21 protein-coding genes are annotated in these 20913 nt (G+C 39.1%); 10 read left to right on the top strand and 11 right to left on the bottom strand.

Annotated features, from left to right (window positions below):
* The first annotated feature begins 68 nt into the window (after positions 1-68).
* From BGO42_RS15080 to BGO42_RS15070, 3 genes are all read left to right on the top strand, one after another.
* Positions 69-917: a DUF3347 domain-containing protein gene (locus BGO42_RS15080; RefSeq protein WP_273247002.1), complete on the top strand. Its 849-nt coding sequence runs from the start codon at positions 69-71 to the stop codon at positions 915-917.
* A gap of 7 nt (positions 918-924) precedes the next feature.
* Entirely contained in the window at positions 925-3114 is a 2190-nt protein-coding gene (locus BGO42_RS15075) for a multicopper oxidase domain-containing protein (protein ID WP_273247001.1), read from the top strand.
* Between the two features lie 237 nt (positions 3115-3351).
* Positions 3352-4233, top strand: a complete 882-nt coding sequence (locus tag BGO42_RS15070) for an SDR family oxidoreductase (RefSeq protein WP_273247000.1) — start codon at positions 3352-3354, stop codon at positions 4231-4233.
* A 336-nt stretch (positions 4234-4569) separates the two neighbouring features.
* Here BGO42_RS15070 and gwsS read toward each other — a convergent pair whose 3' ends face one another.
* Genes gwsS through BGO42_RS15045 form a run of 5 tightly spaced genes read right to left on the bottom strand, consistent with a single transcriptional unit; the run spans position 4570 to position 7754 of the window.
* Positions 4570-5580 (bottom strand): grasp-with-spasm system SPASM domain peptide maturase, encoded by a 1011-nt coding sequence (gene gwsS, locus BGO42_RS15065; protein ID WP_273246999.1) that lies wholly within the window; start codon positions 5578-5580, stop codon positions 4570-4572.
* On the bottom strand, positions 5567-5740 hold the full coding sequence (locus BGO42_RS15060) for a hypothetical protein (RefSeq protein WP_273246998.1): 174 nt from the start codon (positions 5738-5740) through the stop codon (positions 5567-5569). Before BGO42_RS15060 ends, gwsS begins: the two co-directional genes overlap by 14 nt.
* Positions 5733-6728, bottom strand: a complete 996-nt coding sequence (gwsG, locus tag BGO42_RS15055; protein ID WP_273246997.1) for a grasp-with-spasm system ATP-grasp peptide maturase — start codon at positions 6726-6728, stop codon at positions 5733-5735. The genes BGO42_RS15060 and gwsG overlap by 8 nt, the downstream gene beginning before the upstream one ends.
* A complete protein-coding gene (locus BGO42_RS15050; RefSeq protein WP_273246996.1) occupies positions 6725-7558 on the bottom strand; it encodes a hypothetical protein in 834 nt (277 codons plus the stop codon). Before BGO42_RS15050 ends, gwsG begins: the two co-directional genes overlap by 4 nt.
* Positions 7539-7754 (bottom strand): hypothetical protein, encoded by a 216-nt coding sequence (locus BGO42_RS15045; protein ID WP_273246995.1) that lies wholly within the window; start codon positions 7752-7754, stop codon positions 7539-7541. The genes BGO42_RS15050 and BGO42_RS15045 overlap by 20 nt, the downstream gene beginning before the upstream one ends.
* A 289-nt stretch (positions 7755-8043) precedes the next feature.
* Here BGO42_RS15045 and BGO42_RS15040 point away from each other — a divergent pair, with 289 nt between their 5' ends.
* The 6 genes from BGO42_RS15040 to BGO42_RS15015 all read left to right on the top strand — a co-directional run bounded on the left by BGO42_RS15040 (position 8044) and on the right by BGO42_RS15015 (position 13376).
* Complete coding sequence (locus tag BGO42_RS15040; protein WP_177732872.1) at positions 8044-8811, top strand: ParA family protein; 768 nt, start codon at positions 8044-8046, stop codon at positions 8809-8811.
* Between the two features lie 6 nt (positions 8812-8817).
* Positions 8818-9717: a ParB/RepB/Spo0J family partition protein gene (locus tag BGO42_RS15035; RefSeq protein ID WP_177732870.1), complete on the top strand. Its 900-nt coding sequence runs from the start codon at positions 8818-8820 to the stop codon at positions 9715-9717.
* A complete protein-coding gene (locus tag BGO42_RS15030) occupies positions 9717-10289 on the top strand; it encodes a DUF5683 domain-containing protein (RefSeq protein ID WP_246297051.1) in 573 nt (190 codons plus the stop codon). Before BGO42_RS15035 ends, BGO42_RS15030 begins: the two co-directional genes overlap by 1 nt.
* Before the next feature lie 13 nt (positions 10290-10302).
* On the top strand, positions 10303-11004 hold the full coding sequence (gene dapB, locus BGO42_RS15025) for a 4-hydroxy-tetrahydrodipicolinate reductase (protein ID WP_273246994.1): 702 nt from the start codon (positions 10303-10305) through the stop codon (positions 11002-11004).
* Between the two features lie 23 nt (positions 11005-11027).
* Positions 11028-12578: a signal peptidase I gene (gene lepB / locus BGO42_RS15020; protein ID WP_273246993.1), complete on the top strand. Its 1551-nt coding sequence runs from the start codon at positions 11028-11030 to the stop codon at positions 12576-12578.
* Between the two features lie 186 nt (positions 12579-12764).
* Entirely contained in the window at positions 12765-13376 is a 612-nt protein-coding gene (locus BGO42_RS15015; RefSeq protein ID WP_273246992.1) for a WbqC family protein, read from the top strand.
* A gap of 2 nt (positions 13377-13378) precedes the next feature.
* Here the strand turns inward: BGO42_RS15015 and BGO42_RS15010 are convergent, their stop codons facing one another.
* The 6 genes from BGO42_RS15010 to BGO42_RS14985 all read right to left on the bottom strand — a co-directional run bounded on the left by BGO42_RS15010 (position 13379) and on the right by BGO42_RS14985 (position 19554).
* Positions 13379-14455, bottom strand: a complete 1077-nt coding sequence (locus BGO42_RS15010; protein WP_177732860.1) for an endonuclease/exonuclease/phosphatase family protein — start codon at positions 14453-14455, stop codon at positions 13379-13381.
* A 52-nt stretch (positions 14456-14507) separates the two neighbouring features.
* Positions 14508-15374, bottom strand: coding sequence for a rhomboid family protein (locus BGO42_RS15005; RefSeq protein WP_273246991.1), 867 nt, complete (start codon positions 15372-15374; stop codon positions 14508-14510).
* Positions 15375-15429: 55 nt separating this feature from the next.
* Positions 15430-16179: a rhomboid family intramembrane serine protease gene (locus tag BGO42_RS15000; RefSeq protein ID WP_273246990.1), complete on the bottom strand. Its 750-nt coding sequence runs from the start codon at positions 16177-16179 to the stop codon at positions 15430-15432.
* A complete protein-coding gene (gene mutL / locus BGO42_RS14995; protein ID WP_177732854.1) occupies positions 16176-18098 on the bottom strand; it encodes a DNA mismatch repair endonuclease MutL in 1923 nt (640 codons plus the stop codon). The genes BGO42_RS15000 and mutL overlap by 4 nt, the downstream gene beginning before the upstream one ends.
* Positions 18099-18277: 179 nt before the next feature.
* Positions 18278-18766, bottom strand: coding sequence for a 6,7-dimethyl-8-ribityllumazine synthase (gene ribH / locus BGO42_RS14990; RefSeq protein WP_177732852.1), 489 nt, complete (start codon positions 18764-18766; stop codon positions 18278-18280).
* A gap of 5 nt (positions 18767-18771) precedes the next feature.
* Positions 18772-19554 carry a tetratricopeptide repeat protein gene (locus BGO42_RS14985; RefSeq protein WP_177732850.1) on the bottom strand — a complete coding sequence of 261 codons (783 nt, stop codon included), beginning with the start codon at positions 19552-19554 and terminating at the stop codon, positions 18772-18774.
* 135 nt (positions 19555-19689) lie between these two features.
* Between BGO42_RS14985 and recF the strand changes: the two genes are divergently transcribed.
* Entirely contained in the window at positions 19690-20769 is a 1080-nt protein-coding gene (gene recF / locus BGO42_RS14980; protein WP_273246989.1) for a DNA replication/repair protein RecF, read from the top strand.
* Positions 20770-20913 lie beyond the last annotated feature (144 nt).

Here is a 20913-nt window from a genome sequence, read left to right as displayed (position 1 = left end):
ACACCTGTACCCCAAACAGTACGGGTTATTGTTATTTACATCATTCCTTAATTCAAAAATTCAATACAATGAAAACCTTAAGAAATATAGCCATGGCTGTTGCTATGGCATTCGTCTTTACAAGCTGTGAAGCACAGATAAAAAACCCGAAAACGGAAACCGTAAAAGTGTATGGCAACTGCGAGATGTGTAAGAAAACCATCGAAAAAGCCGCAAATGAAAAAGGTATCGTAAAAGCCGACTGGAATGTCGATACCGATATGCTGACCCTAACCTACGATCAGACCAAAACCAATACCGATGCCATCCTTAAAAAAGTAGCCTATGCCGGTTATGACAGCGAAACATTCCGCGCACCGGATGATGCCTATAAAAACCTGCCGGAATGCTGCCAGTATGACCGACCGGCAAAAGTGAGCGCAATCGCAGAAAACCATGATTCTCATAAAGGACATGATATGCCGGCAGCGGAAACCAACCAGAACAGTCCGCTTTTTAACCCGGTATATACGGCCTATTTTTCCATCAAAGATGCGCTGATTAAATCAGACGGAAAAACGGCTTCCGCCAAAGCTTCCGAACTGCTAAAAGTCATTGCTACTGCGCCAATGGACAAAATGAAAACCGAACAGCACACCCTGTGGATGAAAATCCAGAACAGTTTAAAAACCGATGCCGGACATATAGCCGAAACAACGGATGTAAAACACCAGCGCGATCATTTTGCCTCCCTTTCGGAAAACCTGTATGCTTTAGCCAAAACAACAACTAACGACGCTCCGTATTATTATCAGAAGTGTCCGATGTATGATAACGGTAAGGGCGCCCATTGGTTAAGTAAAGAAAACACCATTAAAAACCCTTATTACGGCTCTGCCATGCTGAGCTGCGGCAGTACTGTGGAAACTTTAAAATAACAGTAGCATGAAACATTGTTATCAACTGCTGCTGCTGTTTGCAGTCCTTAGCGGCTATGCCCAAAACAGTAAGGAATATGACCTCTATGTCACGGACACTGTGGTGAACTATACCGGCAAAAAAGTAAAAGCCATTGCCATAAACGGCAGCATTCCGGCGCCTACGCTTCATTTTACCGAAGGAGATACTGCTGTGATCCGCGTACACAATAAAATGCACCACGAAACATCCATTCACTGGCACGGACTGCTCCTGCCAAATGAACAGGACGGGGTTCCTTACCTGACGACTGCCCCGATAAAAGGCATGTCTACACACACCTATAAATTCCCGATTAAGCAAAGCGGAACCTATTGGTATCATTCCCATACCATGCTGCAGGAACAAATCGGGATGTACGGTGCTTTTATCATCCATAAAAAGCAGGAACCGGAACTACCGGAATATACCATGCTGCTGAGTGACTGGACCGATGCCAATCCGCATGAAATCGAACGTTCGCTGCACAAAGCAAACGACTGGTATGCCATTAAAAAAGGTGCCACACAAAACTATGCCGAGGCAATTGGAAAGGGTCATTTCCTGACCAAGTTTACCAACGAATGGAAACGCATGCATGCTATGGACGTGAGCGATGTTTATTACGAGCACTTCTTTGTAAACGGCAAACAGGAAGATCATGCGCCTCAATTCAAACCCGGCGAAAAAGTACGCGTACGCATTATCAACGGCAGTGCCTCCACCTACTTCTGGCTCAACTATGCCGGAGGAAAAATAACGGTTGTCGCCAGCGATGGTATGGATGTACAACCGGTAGCGGTCGACCGTTTTATTGTAGGCGTATCCGAAACCTATGATGTTATCGTTACGATACCGGATAAAGACACCGCCTTTGAACTGGTTGCTACGGCAGAAGACCGTACCGGGCAGGCTTCCCTTTGGTTAGGCAACGGCGTCAAACAGCTGCAGCAGCCTTTACCGAAATTGAAATATTTTGAAGGGATGAAAATGATGAACGACATGATGACCGTGGGCGGCAACATGAAAGATATGGGCATGAACATGAGCCTGCAGCAAATGGACATGAACACTGTTATGTATCCCGAAATAACCGGAAAGGAAAAGGATAAAAAAACTGCCAGTATGGCTATGGAAGGTCACCACCATCAGGAAACGGGCAATACCGATATTGTTACCCTGAATTATGCCATGCTGAAATCGCCGGTAAAAACAAACCTTCCCGATGGTCCGGTCCGGACGCTGCATTTTGAGCTCACCGGAAACATGAACCGTTATGTATGGACCCTGAACAATAAAACCATATCCGAATCGGATAAAGTACTGATCAAAAAAGGAGAAAACATCCGTATTGTAGTCACGAACAATTCGATGATGCGGCACCCGATGCATTTACACGGACATTTTTTCCGTATCCTGAACGGACAAGGGGATTATGCTCCGTTAAAAAATGTACTGGACATCATGCCGATGGAAACCGACACGATCGAATTCCATGCTTCGGAGGAATATGGCAACTGGTATTTCCACTGCCACATTCTGTACCACATGATGGCCGGAATGGGTCGTATCTTCACTTATGAGAACTCTCCGCCTAACCCGCAGATTCCGGATCCGGAAATGGCATTGAAAATGGTTTATAACGACGACAGACGTTATTATTTTTCTGCTGAGGTTGGCCTGGAAAGCAACGGAAGCGATGGCGAAATGCGCCTGGAAAACACCCGTAATTTCTTTGATGTGGAATGGCGCCTGGGCTTTAACAAAAATACCGGATATGAAACCGAAGCTCATTTCGGACGCTATCTGGATAAAAACCAATACCTGTCTGTATATACCGGATTTGATTTCCGTTACCACAACAGCCTTGAACGGGAAGAAAACCTGTTCGGGCAGGCAAGTACGCAAAACCAAAGGGCTGTGGCCTGTATCGGGTTGATCTACCAGCTGCCCTGGCTTATCAATGCCGATGTCCGCTTGGATCATGAAGGCAAAGCCCGTTTGCAGTTTGTCCGCAAAGACATTCCGGTAACCGAAAGGGTCCGGCTTTGGGGTTCCTGGAATACCGATTTTGAATACAGTGTCGGTTCCCGGTATATCCTCACCAAATACTGGTCGCTCTCGGCTCATTACGACAGCGATATGGGTATGGGAGGCGGAATCGTCCTGACCTATTAAATCCAATAACCAAAAGGGATAACAGCAGTTGTTATCCCTTTTGCTTTTACCGTAGCAGCACCCGCAATCCTTATGATTCCCGGGCAACCGGCTGCTTTTCGTATAGGTTTAAAAACCTGTTTTACCTAAATTTGTTTCCCGTTTCAACGGTATCAAAACCTTTCGCATGCTTTCTTTTTTATTATGCATGCATAATAAAAAAATTCCCTATATTTACGTTTCCAAAAAATAAAACTTATGAATTTTACAGCAAAAATGCTTCGTGATAATGCGCTGGAAGACAAAGTAATTGTCGTAACCGGTGGCGGAAGTGGCTTGGGAAAAGCCATGACAAAATATTTCCTGGAATTAGGCGCAAAAGTAGCGATAACTTCCCGTGACCTGGACAAATTGCAAAATACTGCAAAAGAATTGGAGCAGGAAACCGGAGGAAAATGCCTTGCCGTTCCATGTGATGTCCGCCATTATGAGCAGGTAGAAGCCATGTTTCAGGAAGTACTGAACGCTTTTGGAAAAGTAGATGTTTTACTAAACAATGCCGCCGGAAACTTTATCTCTCCTACCGAGCGTCTTTCGGCAAATGCCTTCGACACGATTATTGATATCGTATTAAAAGGCTCTAAAAACTGTACGCTTGCTTTTGGTAAGCACTGGATAGACACCAAACAGACCAATACCACTATTTTAAATATCGTCACCACTTATGCCTGGACCGGTTCGGCTTATGTAGTCCCGTCGGCCACAGCAAAAGCAGGTGTTTTAGCCATGACCCGCAGTTTAGCCGTAGAATGGGCGAAATACGGCATCCGTACCAACGCCATTGCACCGGGACCTTTTCCTACCAAAGGTGCCTGGGACCGTTTGTTACCGGGTGACTTAAAGGACAAGTTCGATTTAGCTAAAAAAGTACCGTTAAAACGTGTGGGTGACCACCAGGAACTGGCTAATTTAGCTGCCTATCTGGTTTCCGATTTTTCGGCTTACGTTAACGGTGAAGTGATTACCATCGATGGTGGCGAATGGCTGCAAGGCGCAGGACAATTTAACCTGCTAGAAGCTATTCCAAAAGAAATGTGGGACATGCTGGAAGCCATGATCAAACAAAAAGGAAACAAATAAAATATTAAAAGACCGGGCAATTACCGGTCTTTTTTATTTTGGTAAATCAACTTGTTTAAAATCAATGACAGGACAGTAACAAACAGCTGCAACACCTCAACAATATCATGCATTGCAATGCTTAAACAATCTAGTACACAACCTGCATAAACGAATGCATTGCTGTTATTTTCTATTGCTTTTTACGGATACAACGAGTAGTATTACTACTGCTGATTATATAATCCTAAAAATCCTGCAAAACCATTTCGGCTCCGGTATTGCTACTGCAAATAATTGTAATTTGCTAATTCCCTCACTGTTTTAACTTTATCACATTGCTAACAAATAACATTTTCATAAACCATAATATTCTATTAACATCTTTTTAGAATGATCTGAATTCCATTCACTCCATTTATTAGTATAGGGATTATACCCACATTTTAAAGGCTTTGAAAACTTATTGTTTGGTTCTTCAATATAAGCTCTGCAATCTGTACAAATATGTCTAAACTCACAATTTTTACACACATCGATTACATCTTTTTTAATAATCCAATAATCTTTAAAACAAGAATTATCAACGACATCTATTAACTTAGTATCCTTAATATTTCCATAACTTTCTTTCATGGACGGGCAATTCTTTATATTTCCATCATTATCAATGGCAATTTTTTTATTCAGGCAGGTATTAAAATGATTCGATTCTGTAAATGTTTTTATGTTAATTGAAAAATAGTCTTGAGAGATCTGACCACAATGAACAGATGCGTTAATAATTTGATTTGTAATGTATATTCTCGGATTATCATTAATTATTTCCTCATTACAGGAATGAAGAACAACACTTAATATAATATTACTTTTCGCTAATAACCCTTGAATACATTCCATATCATTAGAGTCATATTTAGCGTAAATCACGATACCAGAAACGCTCCCTTTATGTAAGTCTATTAGTATTTGTTCAAATAATGAAATATTTATATTTGAATAAAATCTGAATTCAATGTACCTGCAATTTAAATCGTTTAATTGATTAATAAGGTCTATAAGCGCTGTTTCATTTAAATTATCCGCTTCTATAATGGCGTTATTTATCGTTTCCGGGCTATCCCATTCCAAACTTAAATTTGGATAATAATCCGGATATTTTGTAAAAAAACCTAATTCTTCTTTCACAAATAAATCAATCCATTGTTTTAAATTGTCATCTACATCAATCGTAGCATTCCCTCTTAACAGAAAGTCGGCTACAAAATTTGGAATGATATAATTTTTATTTCTTTCTAAATCTGATATTGAACTTCGTTTAAAACCTTTTACAATTATACAAGTGGCAAATAATTTAAAGTACTTCATCTTTTAACATTTTTGAAATAGGTTTTTGTGGTCCTGAACACATAGCTAATTTTGTTTTATATTTACCTATATGATCAAAAAACAATTCCTGCATTTCAGTTTCTTTCTGCTTTTCAACTTTTTCCAATAATGAGTATATGGCGGGTAATTTATTATTCATAAACGTTTACAATTAAAGATTTGGCTATTTCTTTTTCTAAGTAATAATTACATGGATATGAGGTCATCCCAAATTGACCTATAGGGTTCACTTCTAAAAAAACAAAATCATTATCAGGAGTTAGTATAATATCAACAGATCCTGTATTAAGATTCAAAACAGACATCAAATTATCTATTCTTTTTTCAACTTCTTCAGGTAATTTAAAAGGTGTATTTCGATTAGGATGCAAATCATTATAATTTCTAAAATCTACGGAAGTCATTTTATCTAATTGAGAAAAAATTTCCATTGAATAAAACTTACCTTCTAAAAAAAAGCTTCTAATTTCAATTTCCTTTTCTATATACTTCTGAAATAGTGAAGGAAAAAATATTTCTTCAATTTGCTCAAGAAAACACTCCTCAATTATAACCGTTTTATTTAGATAACTATGTGATTTCCCGGAAAAACTCATTGCTTCTCCTAAAGGCTTTGTTATAATTTTCTGATGATTATCGTAAAATCTCAATAAGTCATTTTTATTATTACAAATAATACTTTCAGGTATTTTCAATCCAACACCGGCAGCGGCTTTTAGAACTGTTAATTTATCTATAGCTATTGAATTAAAATAGGGTAACGATTTAATATTTTTAGTTTGTAAAAAATCGAAAAGCAGTTTGTATGACTTCCTCATTTCGATTATTACATTATTCTTAATATTTGCTAAAACTCCGATATCAACATCTTCAAACTTTTTCAATTCATCATTAAATGAAAAATTATACGGAATCCATCTTCTATTCCAAACAGCTGTAAGATTGTTTAACAAGATATTTCCAAGACTTAATTCAATACCGTTATCTGAAAGAATTACTTTATAATTCAGTTCAGAATTCAAGTATGATTCACCATCAATTCTAACAAAAGATGCTTTGTAATGACAGAGCCAATCTATAACATCATTTGTACTTTGATCAAAATAAGCACTTAAGATTAAAATCATTTTACCTCTATCAAATCCACAATTATTTTCCTCCCTCTATAGTTAATATCTAACTTTACAAAACCGAATTTTTCATTAAAATAGTACTTACAAAATGAAATTCTTTTCTCTCCAGTAAAAGACTCGCAATTAATAACATAGCAATCAACCAATCCTGTTCCCCCCATCTTAACAGCCTCTTTTCCAATAACTTTATATTTCTTATAAATATTAGATTCATTTATTTTAAGACTTTGTTTCATATCTTCCGAAATATATAAATTACTCTCCCATTCTTTATTTAATACTAAAGGCAAATTAATATCGGGAAAAGGTACTACTTCGAAAAAAGAAAAACCGGAAGGAGTCCTAGGTGGATGCAAAAAAATCATTTTTTCATCTTCAATTATCCCGGACAATTCCGAAAGAGCTCCAATAGGACAATCATCATTATAATAATCGTATTTTATTATTGTTTGATCTTCTAATACTGACTTATAAACACCTTTAAAAACTGTAAGAATAAATTTATTTATTAATACAGCATCATCATCAACATCTTTCTTCTGAACTAAAACAGGCTCCTCTCTTAAATTTTTTAATTCTAAAAAATATTCTTTTTCACCTTTAAAAAAGCGTATGGAATGAACAAACTTCAATCCACTTTTATAAATTTTATTGTCTAAATTATTAATATTCGGTTTCCCGTTATCAATAAACGTCTTATCTTCATAGCAACTCCGTTCTTTAAAATTTTTACACGACACACAAAGAGCTCCTAAAAAAAATAAAAAGCAGACCTCTTTTAAAAAAGATCTGCTAAAAAAAAGGTTAACAAGTTCCTTCATCATTCCAATCGCCCGCAGTATCTGTCTGAGTGCCGTAATCATTTCCGTAAATCCATTCGAGAATTGTGCTCATGGCTGTATTGGTTTTGTACGGTTTAGCAGTTTGCGTTCCTGTAAGCAACCCACCATTAATCAACTCTTTTTTTGTAATTACATTCTTTTGAGTAATTACATTTTTTTCAAAATCATCTAGGCTCATAATATAAAATTTTGTGTTAATAATATAGCAATATAATAAAATTAAACAACACTTCGTATTAAAACCACAAAAAAAGCATTCTTATAAAGACCATTTGTAACAAAATCTCAATTAAAACATTAAATCTTTCATGTTGTTTTTTAATAAAAGATCTAACAAAAACTAAAGTCCTAAACACAATACACATAGCATTCACACGGACTTTTAACTTTATCACATTGTTAACAAATAACATTTTCATAAACCATAATAAATTGTATTTTTACGGTTCAAAATTTTTAAAGACAAAATGGGTAAAATCATTGCTATTGCCAATCAAAAAGGTGGCGTTGGAAAAACTACAACTTCAGTAAATTTAGCCGCCGCATTAGGCGTATTGGAAAAAAAAGTTTTATTGATTGATGCAGATCCACAGGCTAATGCCAGTTCCGGATTGGGTATTGACGTAGAAAGTGTAGAAATAGGAACCTACCAGATATTAGAGCATAGCAATACTCCGGACGAAGCAACCTTATCGTGTACGGCACCGAATGTTTCGCTGATTCCGGCTCATATTGACCTGGTAGCTATCGAAATCGAGCTGGTTGATAAAGAAAACCGTGAATATATGCTAAAACAGGCTTTGGCCAGTGTTAAGGAAAAATATGATTATATCATTATTGACTGTGCACCGTCATTAGGCTTGTTAACGCTAAATGCGCTAACGGCAGCCGACTCGGTTGTTATTCCGATTCAGTGTGAATATTTCGCATTGGAAGGTTTGGGTAAATTACTGAACACGATTAAAAGCGTGCAGAAAATCCACAACCCGCAGCTGGATATCGAAGGTTTATTGCTAACCATGTATGATTCCCGTTTGCGTTTATCGAACCAGGTAGTGGAAGAAGTACAGAAGCACTTTAACGATATGGTTTTTGAAACCGTTATTCAGCGTAACGTAAAATTAAGTGAAGCACCAAGTTTTGGTGAAAGCATCATTAACTATGATGCAACCAGCAAAGGCGCAACCAATTATATTCATTTAGCAGAAGAAATTATTAAAAAAAATAGTAACTAAGGTTTTATGACGAAGGCAATTAAAAAACAAGCATTAGGAAGAGGCTTATCCGCATTATTAAAAGATCCTGAAAACGATATCAAATCGGTTGAGGATAAAAATGCCGATAAGGTTGTTGGGAATATTATTGAGCTTGACTTAGATGCTATTGAAATAAACCCTTTTCAGCCGCGTACTAATTTCAACGAGGAATCCTTACAGGAATTAGCGTCTTCCATCAGGGAACTGGGTTTAATCCAACCGATTACCGTTCGTAAATTAGATTTCAACAAATACCAGCTGATCTCAGGTGAGCGCCGTTTGCGTGCTTCCAGATTAGTAGGATTAACAACTGTTCCGGCTTATATCCGTCTGGCTAACGATAACGAATCGTTAGTAATGGCATTGGTAGAAAACATTCAGCGTCACGATTTAGACCCTATCGAGATCGCGTTATCCTACCAGCGTTTAATTGACGAGATCCAGTTAACACAGGAACAAATGAGTGAGCGTGTTGGTAAAAAACGTTCTACTATTGCCAATTATCTTCGTTTATTAAAACTGGATCCGATTATCCAGACCGGAATCCGTGACGGTTTTATCACTATGGGTCATGGCCGTGCTATCATCAACATTGAAGATCTTGACGTTCAAACCGATATTTACCAGAAAATTGTAAGCCAGAATCTTTCTGTCCGTGAAACGGAAGCTTTGGTAAAAGCATATCAGGACAGTTTAAAACCGGCGGCACCAAAAGCACCAAAAGGCACCTCTTTTAATGTTGCTGAAGAAAACAAAAAAGCCATTACCGAATTTTTCGGGGCTAAGGTTGATGTAAAAGTTGCCGGCAATGGTAAAGGGAAGATCACCATTCCTTTCCATTCTGAAGAAGATTTTAAAAGAATTATTAAGCTAATAGAAGGTTAGTGAGTCGCTGCAATTCCATACTGATTATCACACTGCTTCTAATAAGTCAGTTTGTTTTTTCTCAAAATAAAAAAGACGACGCCATATTAAAAGCACTTGACTCTGTCAAACCCGTCAGGATTAATCCGCTTGCCCCCTCTAAAGCAGCCTTTTATTCTGCCGTAGTACCCGGATTAGGACAGATATACAATAAAAAATACTGGAAGGTTCCTTTAGTCTATATCGGACTGGGAACCGGTTTGTATTTTTACACCACAAACAATAACAAGTATCACGATTTCCGCAGCGAATACAAAAAGCGTCTGAACGGAACATCTGATCCGAACGATCCTTATTTTGGTGGTCTGGATAACAACCGACTGGTAGAAGCCCAGAAATTCTATCAGCGAAACCGTGACCTTTCCATGCTGATTACCGTAGGGATTTACATTTTAAACATCGTAGATGCCAATGTAGATGCCCACTTAATGCAGTTTAACGTAAACGATAATCTTTCCGTTCGTCCTGACATTTATCAAAACGATATGAATTATAAACACAGTTTAGGATTAACACTGAATTATAATTTTTAATACTACACACCAAATGAAAATTGCTCTTTTAGGATATGGTAAAATGGGTAAAGTAATTGAACGAATTGCTTTAGAAAGAGGTCATGAAATTGTACTTCGAAAATCCAGTACCGATTCTTATGACGGACTTGAAAAAGCCGATGTTGCCATAGACTTTAGCGTTCCCGACAGTGCCGTTAGTAACATTTCTGCCTGTTTTGCTACTAATATACCAGTAGTGTCCGGAACAACGGGATGGCTGGAACAATACAACGACATGGTACAATTGTGCCAGGAGAAGAACGGAGCCTTTATTTATGGTTCCAATTTCAGTCTGGGTGTTAATATTTTCTTTGAACTGAACAATTATCTGGCAAAGATGATGGCGAATGTAAAAGAATATAACGTTTCGATGGAAGAAATCCACCATACGCAAAAACTGGATGCGCCAAGCGGTACGGCGATTACCCTGGCAAAAGGAATTATCGAAAATTCCGGCTACAACAGCTGGACGATGGATGCTCCCAAAGCCGGTGAAATACAGATTGATGCCAAGCGTATTGAAAACGTACCGGGCACACACACGGTGACCTATAATTCTGATGTGGATTTTATAGAGATCAAACACGTTGCCCACAACCGGGAAGGATTCGCTCTTGGAGCCGTAATTGCTGCCGAATGGATCTCCGGAAAAAAGGGTGTTTTCACAATGAAAGACGTATTAAATCTGATTTAATAATATACTAAACAAACAAAGACATGACACTTATTCAATGGTTTATATTCTTCCTGGTTATACAGCTTGTACACTATATAGGAACATGGAAATTATACGAAAAGGCCGGTAGAAAATCCTGGGAAGCCGCTATTCCGGTTTACAATGCGATTGTATTGATGAAAATTATCGACCGCCCGAAATGGTGGACCATCCTGCTGTTCATCCCTATCGTGAACCTGATCATGTTCCCGGTTATCTGGGTGGAAACCCTGAGAAGCTTTGGTAAGAATACGCCGGTTGACACCATCTTAGGTGTGGTGACTTTAGGTTTGTATATCTATTATATCAACTATACCCAGAATGTAACTTATATCCCGAATAAGAATGAAGTTAAAAAGGACAACACCTTAAGTTCGCTGTTGTTTGCCGTGGTAGTGGCAACATTAGTACACACCTATGTGATGCAGCCGTACACCATTCCTTCTTCTTCATTGGAAAAATCCTTATTGATTGGTGACTTCCTTTTTGTAAGCAAATTTCACTATGGCGCCAGAACGCCAAAAACAGCCGTGGCAATGCCGATGGTTCACGATACCATTCCGCTTATCAATACCAAATCCTACCTGAGCTGGCCGCAATTCCCATCGTTCCGCTTACCGGGAATCCAAAAAATCGAACGTAACGACATTGTTGTTTTCAACTGGCCGGTAGACACCGTTAGAACCATGTTTGGCGACAATTCCGGACAATATACCTATAAGCCTGTTGACAAAAAAACCAACTATGTAAAACGCTGCGTTGGTATTCCGGGCGATAGTCTTTCCATTAAAGACGGGGTAGTGATGATTAACGGGAAACCGCTTGAATTACACGACCGACAAAAAATACAGTTCTCTTACCAGGTAATCACTGACGGTAATACTTTTGATTACAACTACCTGATTAATGACCTGAAATTAAATCCGAGCGAAGTTCACTATGTTCAGGATAAAAACCTGTTCTACTTTCAGTGCTTAACGGATGAAGCGGCAGAACGCATCAAAAACAATCCGATTGTAAAATCGATCACAAAAAATATTTCCAAAGAACGCGAGCAAGGCATATTCCCGGGTACACAAAACTGGTCTCAGGATAACTTTGGCCCTATTTACATTCCGGAAGAAGGCAAAACGGTTGTTCTAAACAAAGAAACCCTTCCTTTCTACAAGCAGATCATTACCGAATATGAAAACAACGATTTAAAAGTGAATGGCGACGAAATCCGTATTAACGGTAAAGTAGCGACCTCTTATACTTTTAAACAAAACTATTACTGGATGATGGGTGACAATCGTCACAACTCGCAGGACAGCCGCTACTGGGGGTATGTACCTTTCGAAAACGTAGTGGGTAAACCGGTATTTATCTGGATGAGTTTAGATCAGAATATTCCCTGGGCTAAAGCCATCGACAAAATACGTTGGGAAAGACTATTCACAACGGTTGGCGGAAGCGGAAAACCGGTATCCTATTTTATCTACTTCGTAGTTGCTTTGGCAGCATGGTTCGGATATGACTTCTATAAGAAAAGAAAAGCGAAAAGAAACTCGTAATTGAATTTATGATATCAGATGTCTGATTTACGTTGTAATATACAGACGTCATAAACAGGATGAGAAGTAAAATTAAAAGTTGTCATAAACCACAGCAATTATTTTTACTTCTCATTCTTCATAAATCAAACCTCATATAGCGTACATCTCACATCATATATCAAAAATCAAAAATCACACATCAAAATGAACATCCTTATACATCCTACCTACTTTCCTTCCATCAGTCATTTTACAGCGATGGTACAAGCAGATACGATTACGTTTGAAACGGAAGACAACTTCCAGAAGCAAACCAATCGCAACAGAATGTATATTTACAGCCCTAACGGGATGCAGATGCTCAATATTCCGGTAAAGCACAGTCCGGTGTTACACCAGAAATTTAAGGATGTAAAGATTGAAAATGCCTTTAACTGGCAGAAACAGCACTGGAAATCACTGGAAGCAGCCTACAGAACATCGCCTTTCTTTGAGTATTTTGAAGACGACATCCGTCCGGTATTTGAAAAAGAGCACACTTTTATGATGGACCTGAATTTTGAGGTTATGGAAATCGTTACCGATTGTCTGGGCATGGATTTCTCCTACTCCAAAACAACTGAATATTTCGCCGAACCGGCAGATAAAGCTGATTTCCGTTCTTTAGCAAACGGTAAAAAAGACACTTCCGTTTTTGAACCCTACACACAGGTATTTGAAGAAAAACACGGGTTTATTAACAACCTGAGCATCCTGGACGTACTTTTTAACGAAGGGCGTTATGCCATGGAATACCTGAAAAACCAGTCTTTATAAAACTACTTTTTCTTTTCCGTTGTTTCTTTAGTATTGGTCGTTGGTGCCTCATCCCGTAAAGTCAGACGGGTGGTAATAGGAAAATGGTCGGAATTGATAAAATTATCGTGGTTCACAAAGTTTTTCACCTCAATGCGTTTGTCCACAAATACATAATCAATTCGTGCCGGATAATAGTCGTAGTCATACGTTTTCCCGAAACCTTTACCGGCTTCTTCAAACGCATCTTTCATGTTCCCTTTAATGTTTCGGTACACATAGGAAAAGGCACTGTTGTTCAGATCGCCGCAGATGATCAGCGGGTAATGACATTCGGCTTTGTGCTGCTTGATCAGCTCCGACTGTAATTGCTGTACGGCAAAAGCCTCACTGATACGTCTGAATATCTTTTTAGACTTCACCTCATCGATTTTCTCGTGTATATCGGGACTTATCTTGATAGACTGCAAATGCATGCTGTACACGCGAAGAGTGTCCCTTCCTTTTTTAATATCGGCGAAAATCACATTGTTATTCGAATTCGGAAACTTAATATTACCGCCATTTACAATAGGGAACTTTGAAAAAATAGCCTGACCGGTTTTTACCTTATCGCCCTGCATATAAATAAACTGGTGTTTATAGCCGTCAAACTGCACCGGCTGCGTATTCGAATATTCCTGCAGGCATAGAATATCCGGATTTTGCGACAATACAAAAGCCTGGATCTTGTCGATCACATTGTCCTGCTTGATCCATTCAAACACGTTGAACAAACGCACATTATAGCTCATCACGACAAAATCATCATCTTCTGCAATTAAATCTTTAGCCGAGAATTTATAAAACTTATTAAAGAATGTAATCCCGATAAGGAATACAAAAACCGAAAGCAGCACCTGCTTTTTCAGCTGGATCAGCCAGTAAAACAGGAACAGTAAATTCAGGATCAGCATCAGCGGCAGCACCAGCGTCAGTACCGAAAGGAACGGAAACAGCTTGGGCGCCAGGAACGGCAGTACATAGGCAATAAAGCTCAATACAGTCAACACTATATTGAAAAAGAAAGCCACTTTATTAAACCATGATAAGTTTTTCATACTGTTTCGTCCAAAGACTAAATTTGCGGATAAGGCGTGTGCCAGAAATTATTTATTTGCCAACTTTAAACAAGAATTCTTTCTCATCTTTTGTAAGGCTGTCATACCCGGATTTACTGATTTTATCCAGGATATCGTCAATTTGCTTCTGGGTAACATCTTTATTGGATGTTCCGGAATTGCCGGTCGATTTTGTCTGCTGACGGGTATTTCGGTGTACTGTTTTAAACGGTGTTGTTTTTTTAGGGCTGAATAAACCTGCTACCGTATCCAGAAAAGCAGAAACTCCTTTTGTCAGGTCGGTTCCGTTTTTCAGCAATTTTATATATAAAAACCCGAAGAAAGCACCACCCAAATGGGCAATATGTCCGCCGGTATTGCTCACCGGAATCTGGATCAGGTCTAAAACAACCAGTACCAGGGCAATGTGCCACAGCTTTACGTTGCCAACCAGCAACAGGCGGATTTCGGTTAAAGGCGAATAGGCCGCCGCACCAATCAAAACCGCCATGATGGCTCCCGATGCGCCTACTAATATGGTATTGTTATGAAAAATAAAATCGGTTGCAACAAACAACACTCCTGCAAAAATCGCTCCAAGCAGGTACAAACCGAATAGTTGTTTTTGTGTAAAATAGGTTGTAAACAAGCGGCTGGCAAAATTGAGCACGATCATGTTAAACAACAAATGGAAGAAATCGGCATGCAGAAAAGCATACGTCAGCAGCGTCCACGGTCGGGTTACCGCCGTCATCACAACGGATGAAAGACTGGTCCAGGCCAATACTGTTTCAAAAAGAGCAGGAGCAAATGCTCTTAAAAGAAAGAACGGGATAGCAATACCTACATTCCAGAAAATAAGCTTTTGTGCTATTCCCCCTATTTTATATTGCATTTTAAAATCCTCAATGATGTTCATTCTCGTCTTTATGTTTTACAGTTATTCTACTCCTAATTTATAATTTATTTCCGAATTATCGGTCCCAACGGTTATTATCGAACTGATTCTTTTTCCAGAACCACATCATCAGGAAACCAACAACAGCTCCGCCAATGTGGGCAAAGTGGGCAATACCGCTCGCGCCTCCAAAAATAGATCTTCCGTAAAGTCCTGAAATCAAATCGATGATTAACAATCCCGGTACAAAATATTTTGCTTTTACCGGAACCGGAATAAACATCAGCGCCAGTTCTGCATTTGGGAACATAAACGCAAAGGCAACCAGCAGACCATAAATAGCCCCGGATGCTCCAACAGCAGGAACACTAAACGCTTCCATAAAGCTGTTAAACTGGTTTACCGATAAAACTTCCTGCCATTTTGTATTGTATTTTCCCTCTGCCAGAATCTGGAGAATTTCCGATTTTGGAATACCGCTTTCCACCAAAGTATTCAGTCCGTCGTGGAATAAGTAAAAATTTACCCCCGAATGCAGTAAGGCTGCTCCCAATCCGCAGGAAATATAAAAGAATAAAAACTTCTTTGCCCCCCAGAAATGTTCCAAAGCCGACCCGAAAGAATACAGCGCAAACATATTGAAGAAAATGTGCATCCATCCGCCATGCATAAACATGTGTGTTAACGGCTGCCAGATACCGAAATTAGGATTTTCTAAATACCATAATGCCAAATAAGTATTTGCCGCAGGAACAAACATTGCGCCCAGGAAAAAGATAACGTTAATTATAATTAACTGTTTTACGGTTTCGGTCATATTCATCATATTGCAAATCGTTTATCTAAGTCTTCCACACGCATCGTGATGAAAGTGGGTTTATGAAAAGGGGAAACATTCGGTTCTTTACAGGCAAACAAGGCATTCACCATTGTTTCCTGTTCGCGTTCCGTTAAATAGGTCCCGGTTTTTACTGCCAGGCTTCTTGCCATCGATTTGGCAATGCGGTCACACTGACTGAAACTGCTGTCCGGAAGCTCGCCCTGTAAATCACCAACCAATTCCTCCAGTAAAATAGACACTTCACTTTCGGCTACGTTAACCGGCAAACCGGAAATGGTAACACTTTCTTCAGCTAGGGATTCAAAAACAAATCCGGTGCTTTCCAGTGAATGCTGCAATTCTTTAATCAGGATTAACTCTGCTTTGGTAAAATACAGTTCTAACGGAAAAAGCAGCTGCTGACTGGCAGCCTGCTGTACGGTAATATTTGTCAGGAACTGTTCGTACAAAATACGCTGGTGTGCTCTTTTTTGGTCAACGATCAGCATACCCGATTTGATCGGGCTGACAATGTATTTTTTATGGATCTGATAGGTTCTGTTATTCGATACCTCTTCTATCGCGCTGTCATCAAAAAGAGAACCGGTTACTTCCTCGCTCTCAAATTGAATTTCGGCCACATCCACTTCTTCTGTAGCCTGTTTTAAGCCTACATACAAACTCTCCCAGCTCTGACCGGATTCCTGTTTTTTATAGCTTGCGGAGAAAGAGGGATTCGAACCCGGAGACTTTGTAGAATTTCCTGCCGAAGCAGAAAAGGAAGCCGTAAACGCCTGCGACGTTTTAGGGGTTTCCTCTAAAAAAGGGTTAAAATTTGCATCCACCTGGATTAAAGGTGTTTCCGCTTCTTTACCCGAATATTCATAAGGCGTGTCTAATGTAGCATCCCGTTCAAAATCAAGAACCGGCGACACGTTAAATTGCCCTAGGCTATGTTTAATTGACGAGCGTAAAATGGCATACAAAGCCTGTTCGTCATCAAATTTAATTTCTGTTTTGGTCGGATGGATATTGATATCAATCGTATGCGGCGGTACATCCAGGTATAAGAAATAACTGGGCTGGCTGGCATCTTTCAGCAGACCGTCGTAGGCTGCCATAACCGCATGATGCAGGTAGGCACTTTTAATAAAACGGTCGTTCACAAAAAAGAACTGCTCTCCCCTGCTTTTCTTGGCAAATTCCGGTTTCCCGACAAATCCCTGTATGCCCACAATTTCGGTACTTTCCTTAACCGGAACCAGTTTTTCATTTGTTTTCCCGCCAAAGACATTCACAATACGCTGGCGGAAATTAGAAGCCGGAAGGTTAAACATTTCACTTCCGTTATGAAACAAGACAAAATGAATATTGGCATGTGCCAAAGCCACCCGTTCAAATTCATCCACGATGTGGCGGAACTCAACCGTATCCGATTTTAAAAAGTTGCGTCGCGCCGGAATATTAAAAAACAGGTTCTTTACCGAAAAGGACGTCCCTTTTGGCAATACGGCCACATCCTGCGAAACGAATTTACTTCCTTCAATAATAAGATGGGTTCCTAATTCTTCCTGGTCCTGCTTGGTTTTTAGTTCCACATGAGCAATAGCCGCAATGGAAGCCAGTGCTTCCCCGCGGAAACCTTTCGTATGCAGGGCGAACAAATCTTCGGCATGGCGTATTTTTGAAGTTGCATGGCGTTCAAAACACAAACGCGCATCGGTCACGCTCATGCCTTTACCGTTGTCGATGACCTGAATAAGTGTTTTACCCGCATCTTTCACGATAAGTTTGATTTCGGTTGCTCCGGCATCTACTGCATTTTCAATCAATTCTTTAACTACTGAGGCTGGTCTTTGCACCACCTCACCAGCAGCAATCTGGTTCGCAACGTGATCGGGAAGTAATTGGATAATACTCGACATTCGTATATTTTGAAGCTGTTTAAATTAAAAGTTTTTTCTTTCCGAATCACCAAATTTAAAGAAAATGGCAGACATTAACGAATGAAGCCTCTCAATTTTTTGTTAATACGGGATTCCCTGAAAACAAAAACCTGTAACGTTTTGCGTTACAGGTTTCACAGGTATAGTGTTGGTAAAAATTACGCCTTTTTTCTCAGGTCGGCCATTTTTATCGCTGCAATAGCAGCTTCTGTTCCTTTATTTCCGTGAGCGCCTCCGCTTCTGTCAATGGACTGCTGTTCGTTATTATCGGTCAGTAAACAAAAAATAACCGGTACATCCGTTTGAACATTCAGGTCTTTGATTCCCTGCGTTACTCCTTCACAAACAAATTCAAAATGCATGGTTTCGCCTTTAATCACACAGCCAATGGTGATGACTACATCTACATTTTGCGTTGCTATCATTTTTTTAGCACCGTATACCAGCTCAAAGCTTCCCGGTACATTCCAACGGACGATATTGCTTTCCAAAGCACCGCAATCCAATAAGGCTGCTTCCGCTCCGGAATATAATCCTTCCGTTATTTTGTCGTTCCATTCTGAAACAACAATCCCAAACCGAAAATCTTTCGCGCTTGGGATTGTGTTTTTATCGTAATTGGATAAGTTTTTATTTGCAGTAGCCATATTTATTATTCTGTCATTGCGATCAATGCATCAATATTTGCAGCTTCAGCAGCACTTTCGTATTTTTCTTTAATTTGTGTAAAGAATTTAGAAGCTTCAGCTTTTTTATTCAAGGCCAAAGCAGTTTCACCGGCTTTAAACAGGAATCTTGGTGTTGTAAATTCGTTATCGTTTGCTTCTGCCGCTTTTTTGTAGTACGTTAAAGCATCTTCTTTTTTATCTAATTCAGAAAAAGCATCACCGATACCGCCTAAAGCTAACGCTTTTAACATCATATCGTCAGAAGAGAATTGCTCTAACTGTTGTACAGCTTCTTTGTATTTTGCAGTGTTCAAATAAGCCATACCTGCATAATAATGCGATAGGTTAGCCGCTTTGGTTCCGGAGTAGTTTTCAGTAATCCCTAAGAATCCTAATTTTCCTTCACCACCTTTTAACGATAAAGCGAATAAAGAATCCGAAGCCTGTCCGTCTACTGCCTGTTGGAAATATTGTTGTGCCTGGAACATTTCATTTGCAGCATCTTCCTCTTTTGGTCCTACTACAAATTTATTATACAAAAGGTACCCGGCAGCAGCTATGGCAATAGCTCCTACAAATCCGAAAATATATTTCTGATTTTTAGCTACCCATTCTTCCGTTCTGGAAGCACCTTCGTCTAATTTATTAAAAACTTCCGCAGTAGCACTATTTTTATCCTGAATATCTTCTACTTGGTCAAATTCGTTTTCAACAGCTTCGTCCTTTGGTTTTGGGGCTTTGTATCCTCTTTTGTTATATGTTGCCATTTATTTTAAATTTATTGAGCTGCAAAAATATACTTTTTATTGAAACTTAAAAGACCTTTTTATCGATATTTTTCAATAATTTGCACCCACTTTTGAAAAATGGACAGAAAAATTCAGAAATAATCCCTTCGCTACGTGTATTTAAAGAAGCTTTCCTTATTTAATTATAAAAATATATCCGAAGCCACTTACGACTTTGACAGCAAAATCAATTGTTTTGTGGGTAAAAACGGCATTGGTAAAACCAATGTCCTGGATGCGATATACCACCTGGCTTACGGGAAGAGTTATTTCAATCCGTTAGCAATACAAAACATAAAACACGGCGAAGAATTCTTTGTAGTCGACGGCAGTTTCGAAAAAGAAGAACGTCCGGAACAGATTGTGTGCAGTCTGAAAAAGGGACAAAAGAAAATCCTGAAACGCAACGGCAAACCCTATGATAAGTTTTCCGACCACATCGGTTTTATTCCGCTGGTGATCATCTCCCCTTCCGATCAGGATTTAATTATAGAAGGAAGCGAAACACGCCGGAAGTTTATAGACAGCGTTATTTCGCAGTCAGACAGCTACTACCTGCAGCAGCTAATCCAGTACCAGAAAATAACCGCACAGCGCAATGCTCTTTTAAAGTATTTTGCCCTGAACCACACTTTCGAAAAAGACACCCTTGCCGTTTATAACGAGCAGTTAGCCGTACTGGGACATGCCATATTCGAAAAACGAAAAAACTTTATAGCGGAATTTATCCCGATATTTAATGAGCACCACCGGGCAATAACCAATGCTGCCGAAACGGTTCAGATTGTTTATGACAGCCAGCTGTTTGAAAAAAACATGACAGAATTATTCGAGGACAATCTGGCAAAGGACCGCGCATTGCAATATACCAGTGTGGGTGTTCACAAAGACGATCTGTCTTTTGAAATTGACAGCCATCCTATTAAAAAATTCGGTTCCCAGGGGCAGCAAAAGTCATTTCTTATCGCCTTAAAACTGGCACAGTTTGAGTTTATCAAAAAACTAAACGGGGTTGCTCCGATACTTTTATTTGATGATATTTTCGACAAACTGGACGAAACACGCGTCAGCAAAATCATTGAAATGGTTAACGATGAGACATTCGGTCAGTTATTCATTTCCGACACCCATCCGGAACGTACAGAAGCCATTGTAAAGTCTACTTTACAGAGTTACAGGATTTTTCAGCTTTAATTTTCAGGGTATTTTTTTACTTAAAATGTAAAGAACTACCTCATTGCTATTCTTTTTCCGCACCAAAAACTCTTTTTATTTGGAATTTAGATAAATATTAAGGATATTTATTTTTTTGATTACCAAACATTTAAAATCCCAAAG

Source organism: Flavobacterium sp. 40-81, from assembly GCF_001898245.1.
Taxonomy (GTDB): Bacteria; Bacteroidota; Bacteroidia; order Flavobacteriales; family Flavobacteriaceae; genus Flavobacterium; species Flavobacterium inviolabile.
Note: the sequence above shows the minus strand (reverse complement) of the source record. Positions and strands in the feature narration are given on the sequence as shown.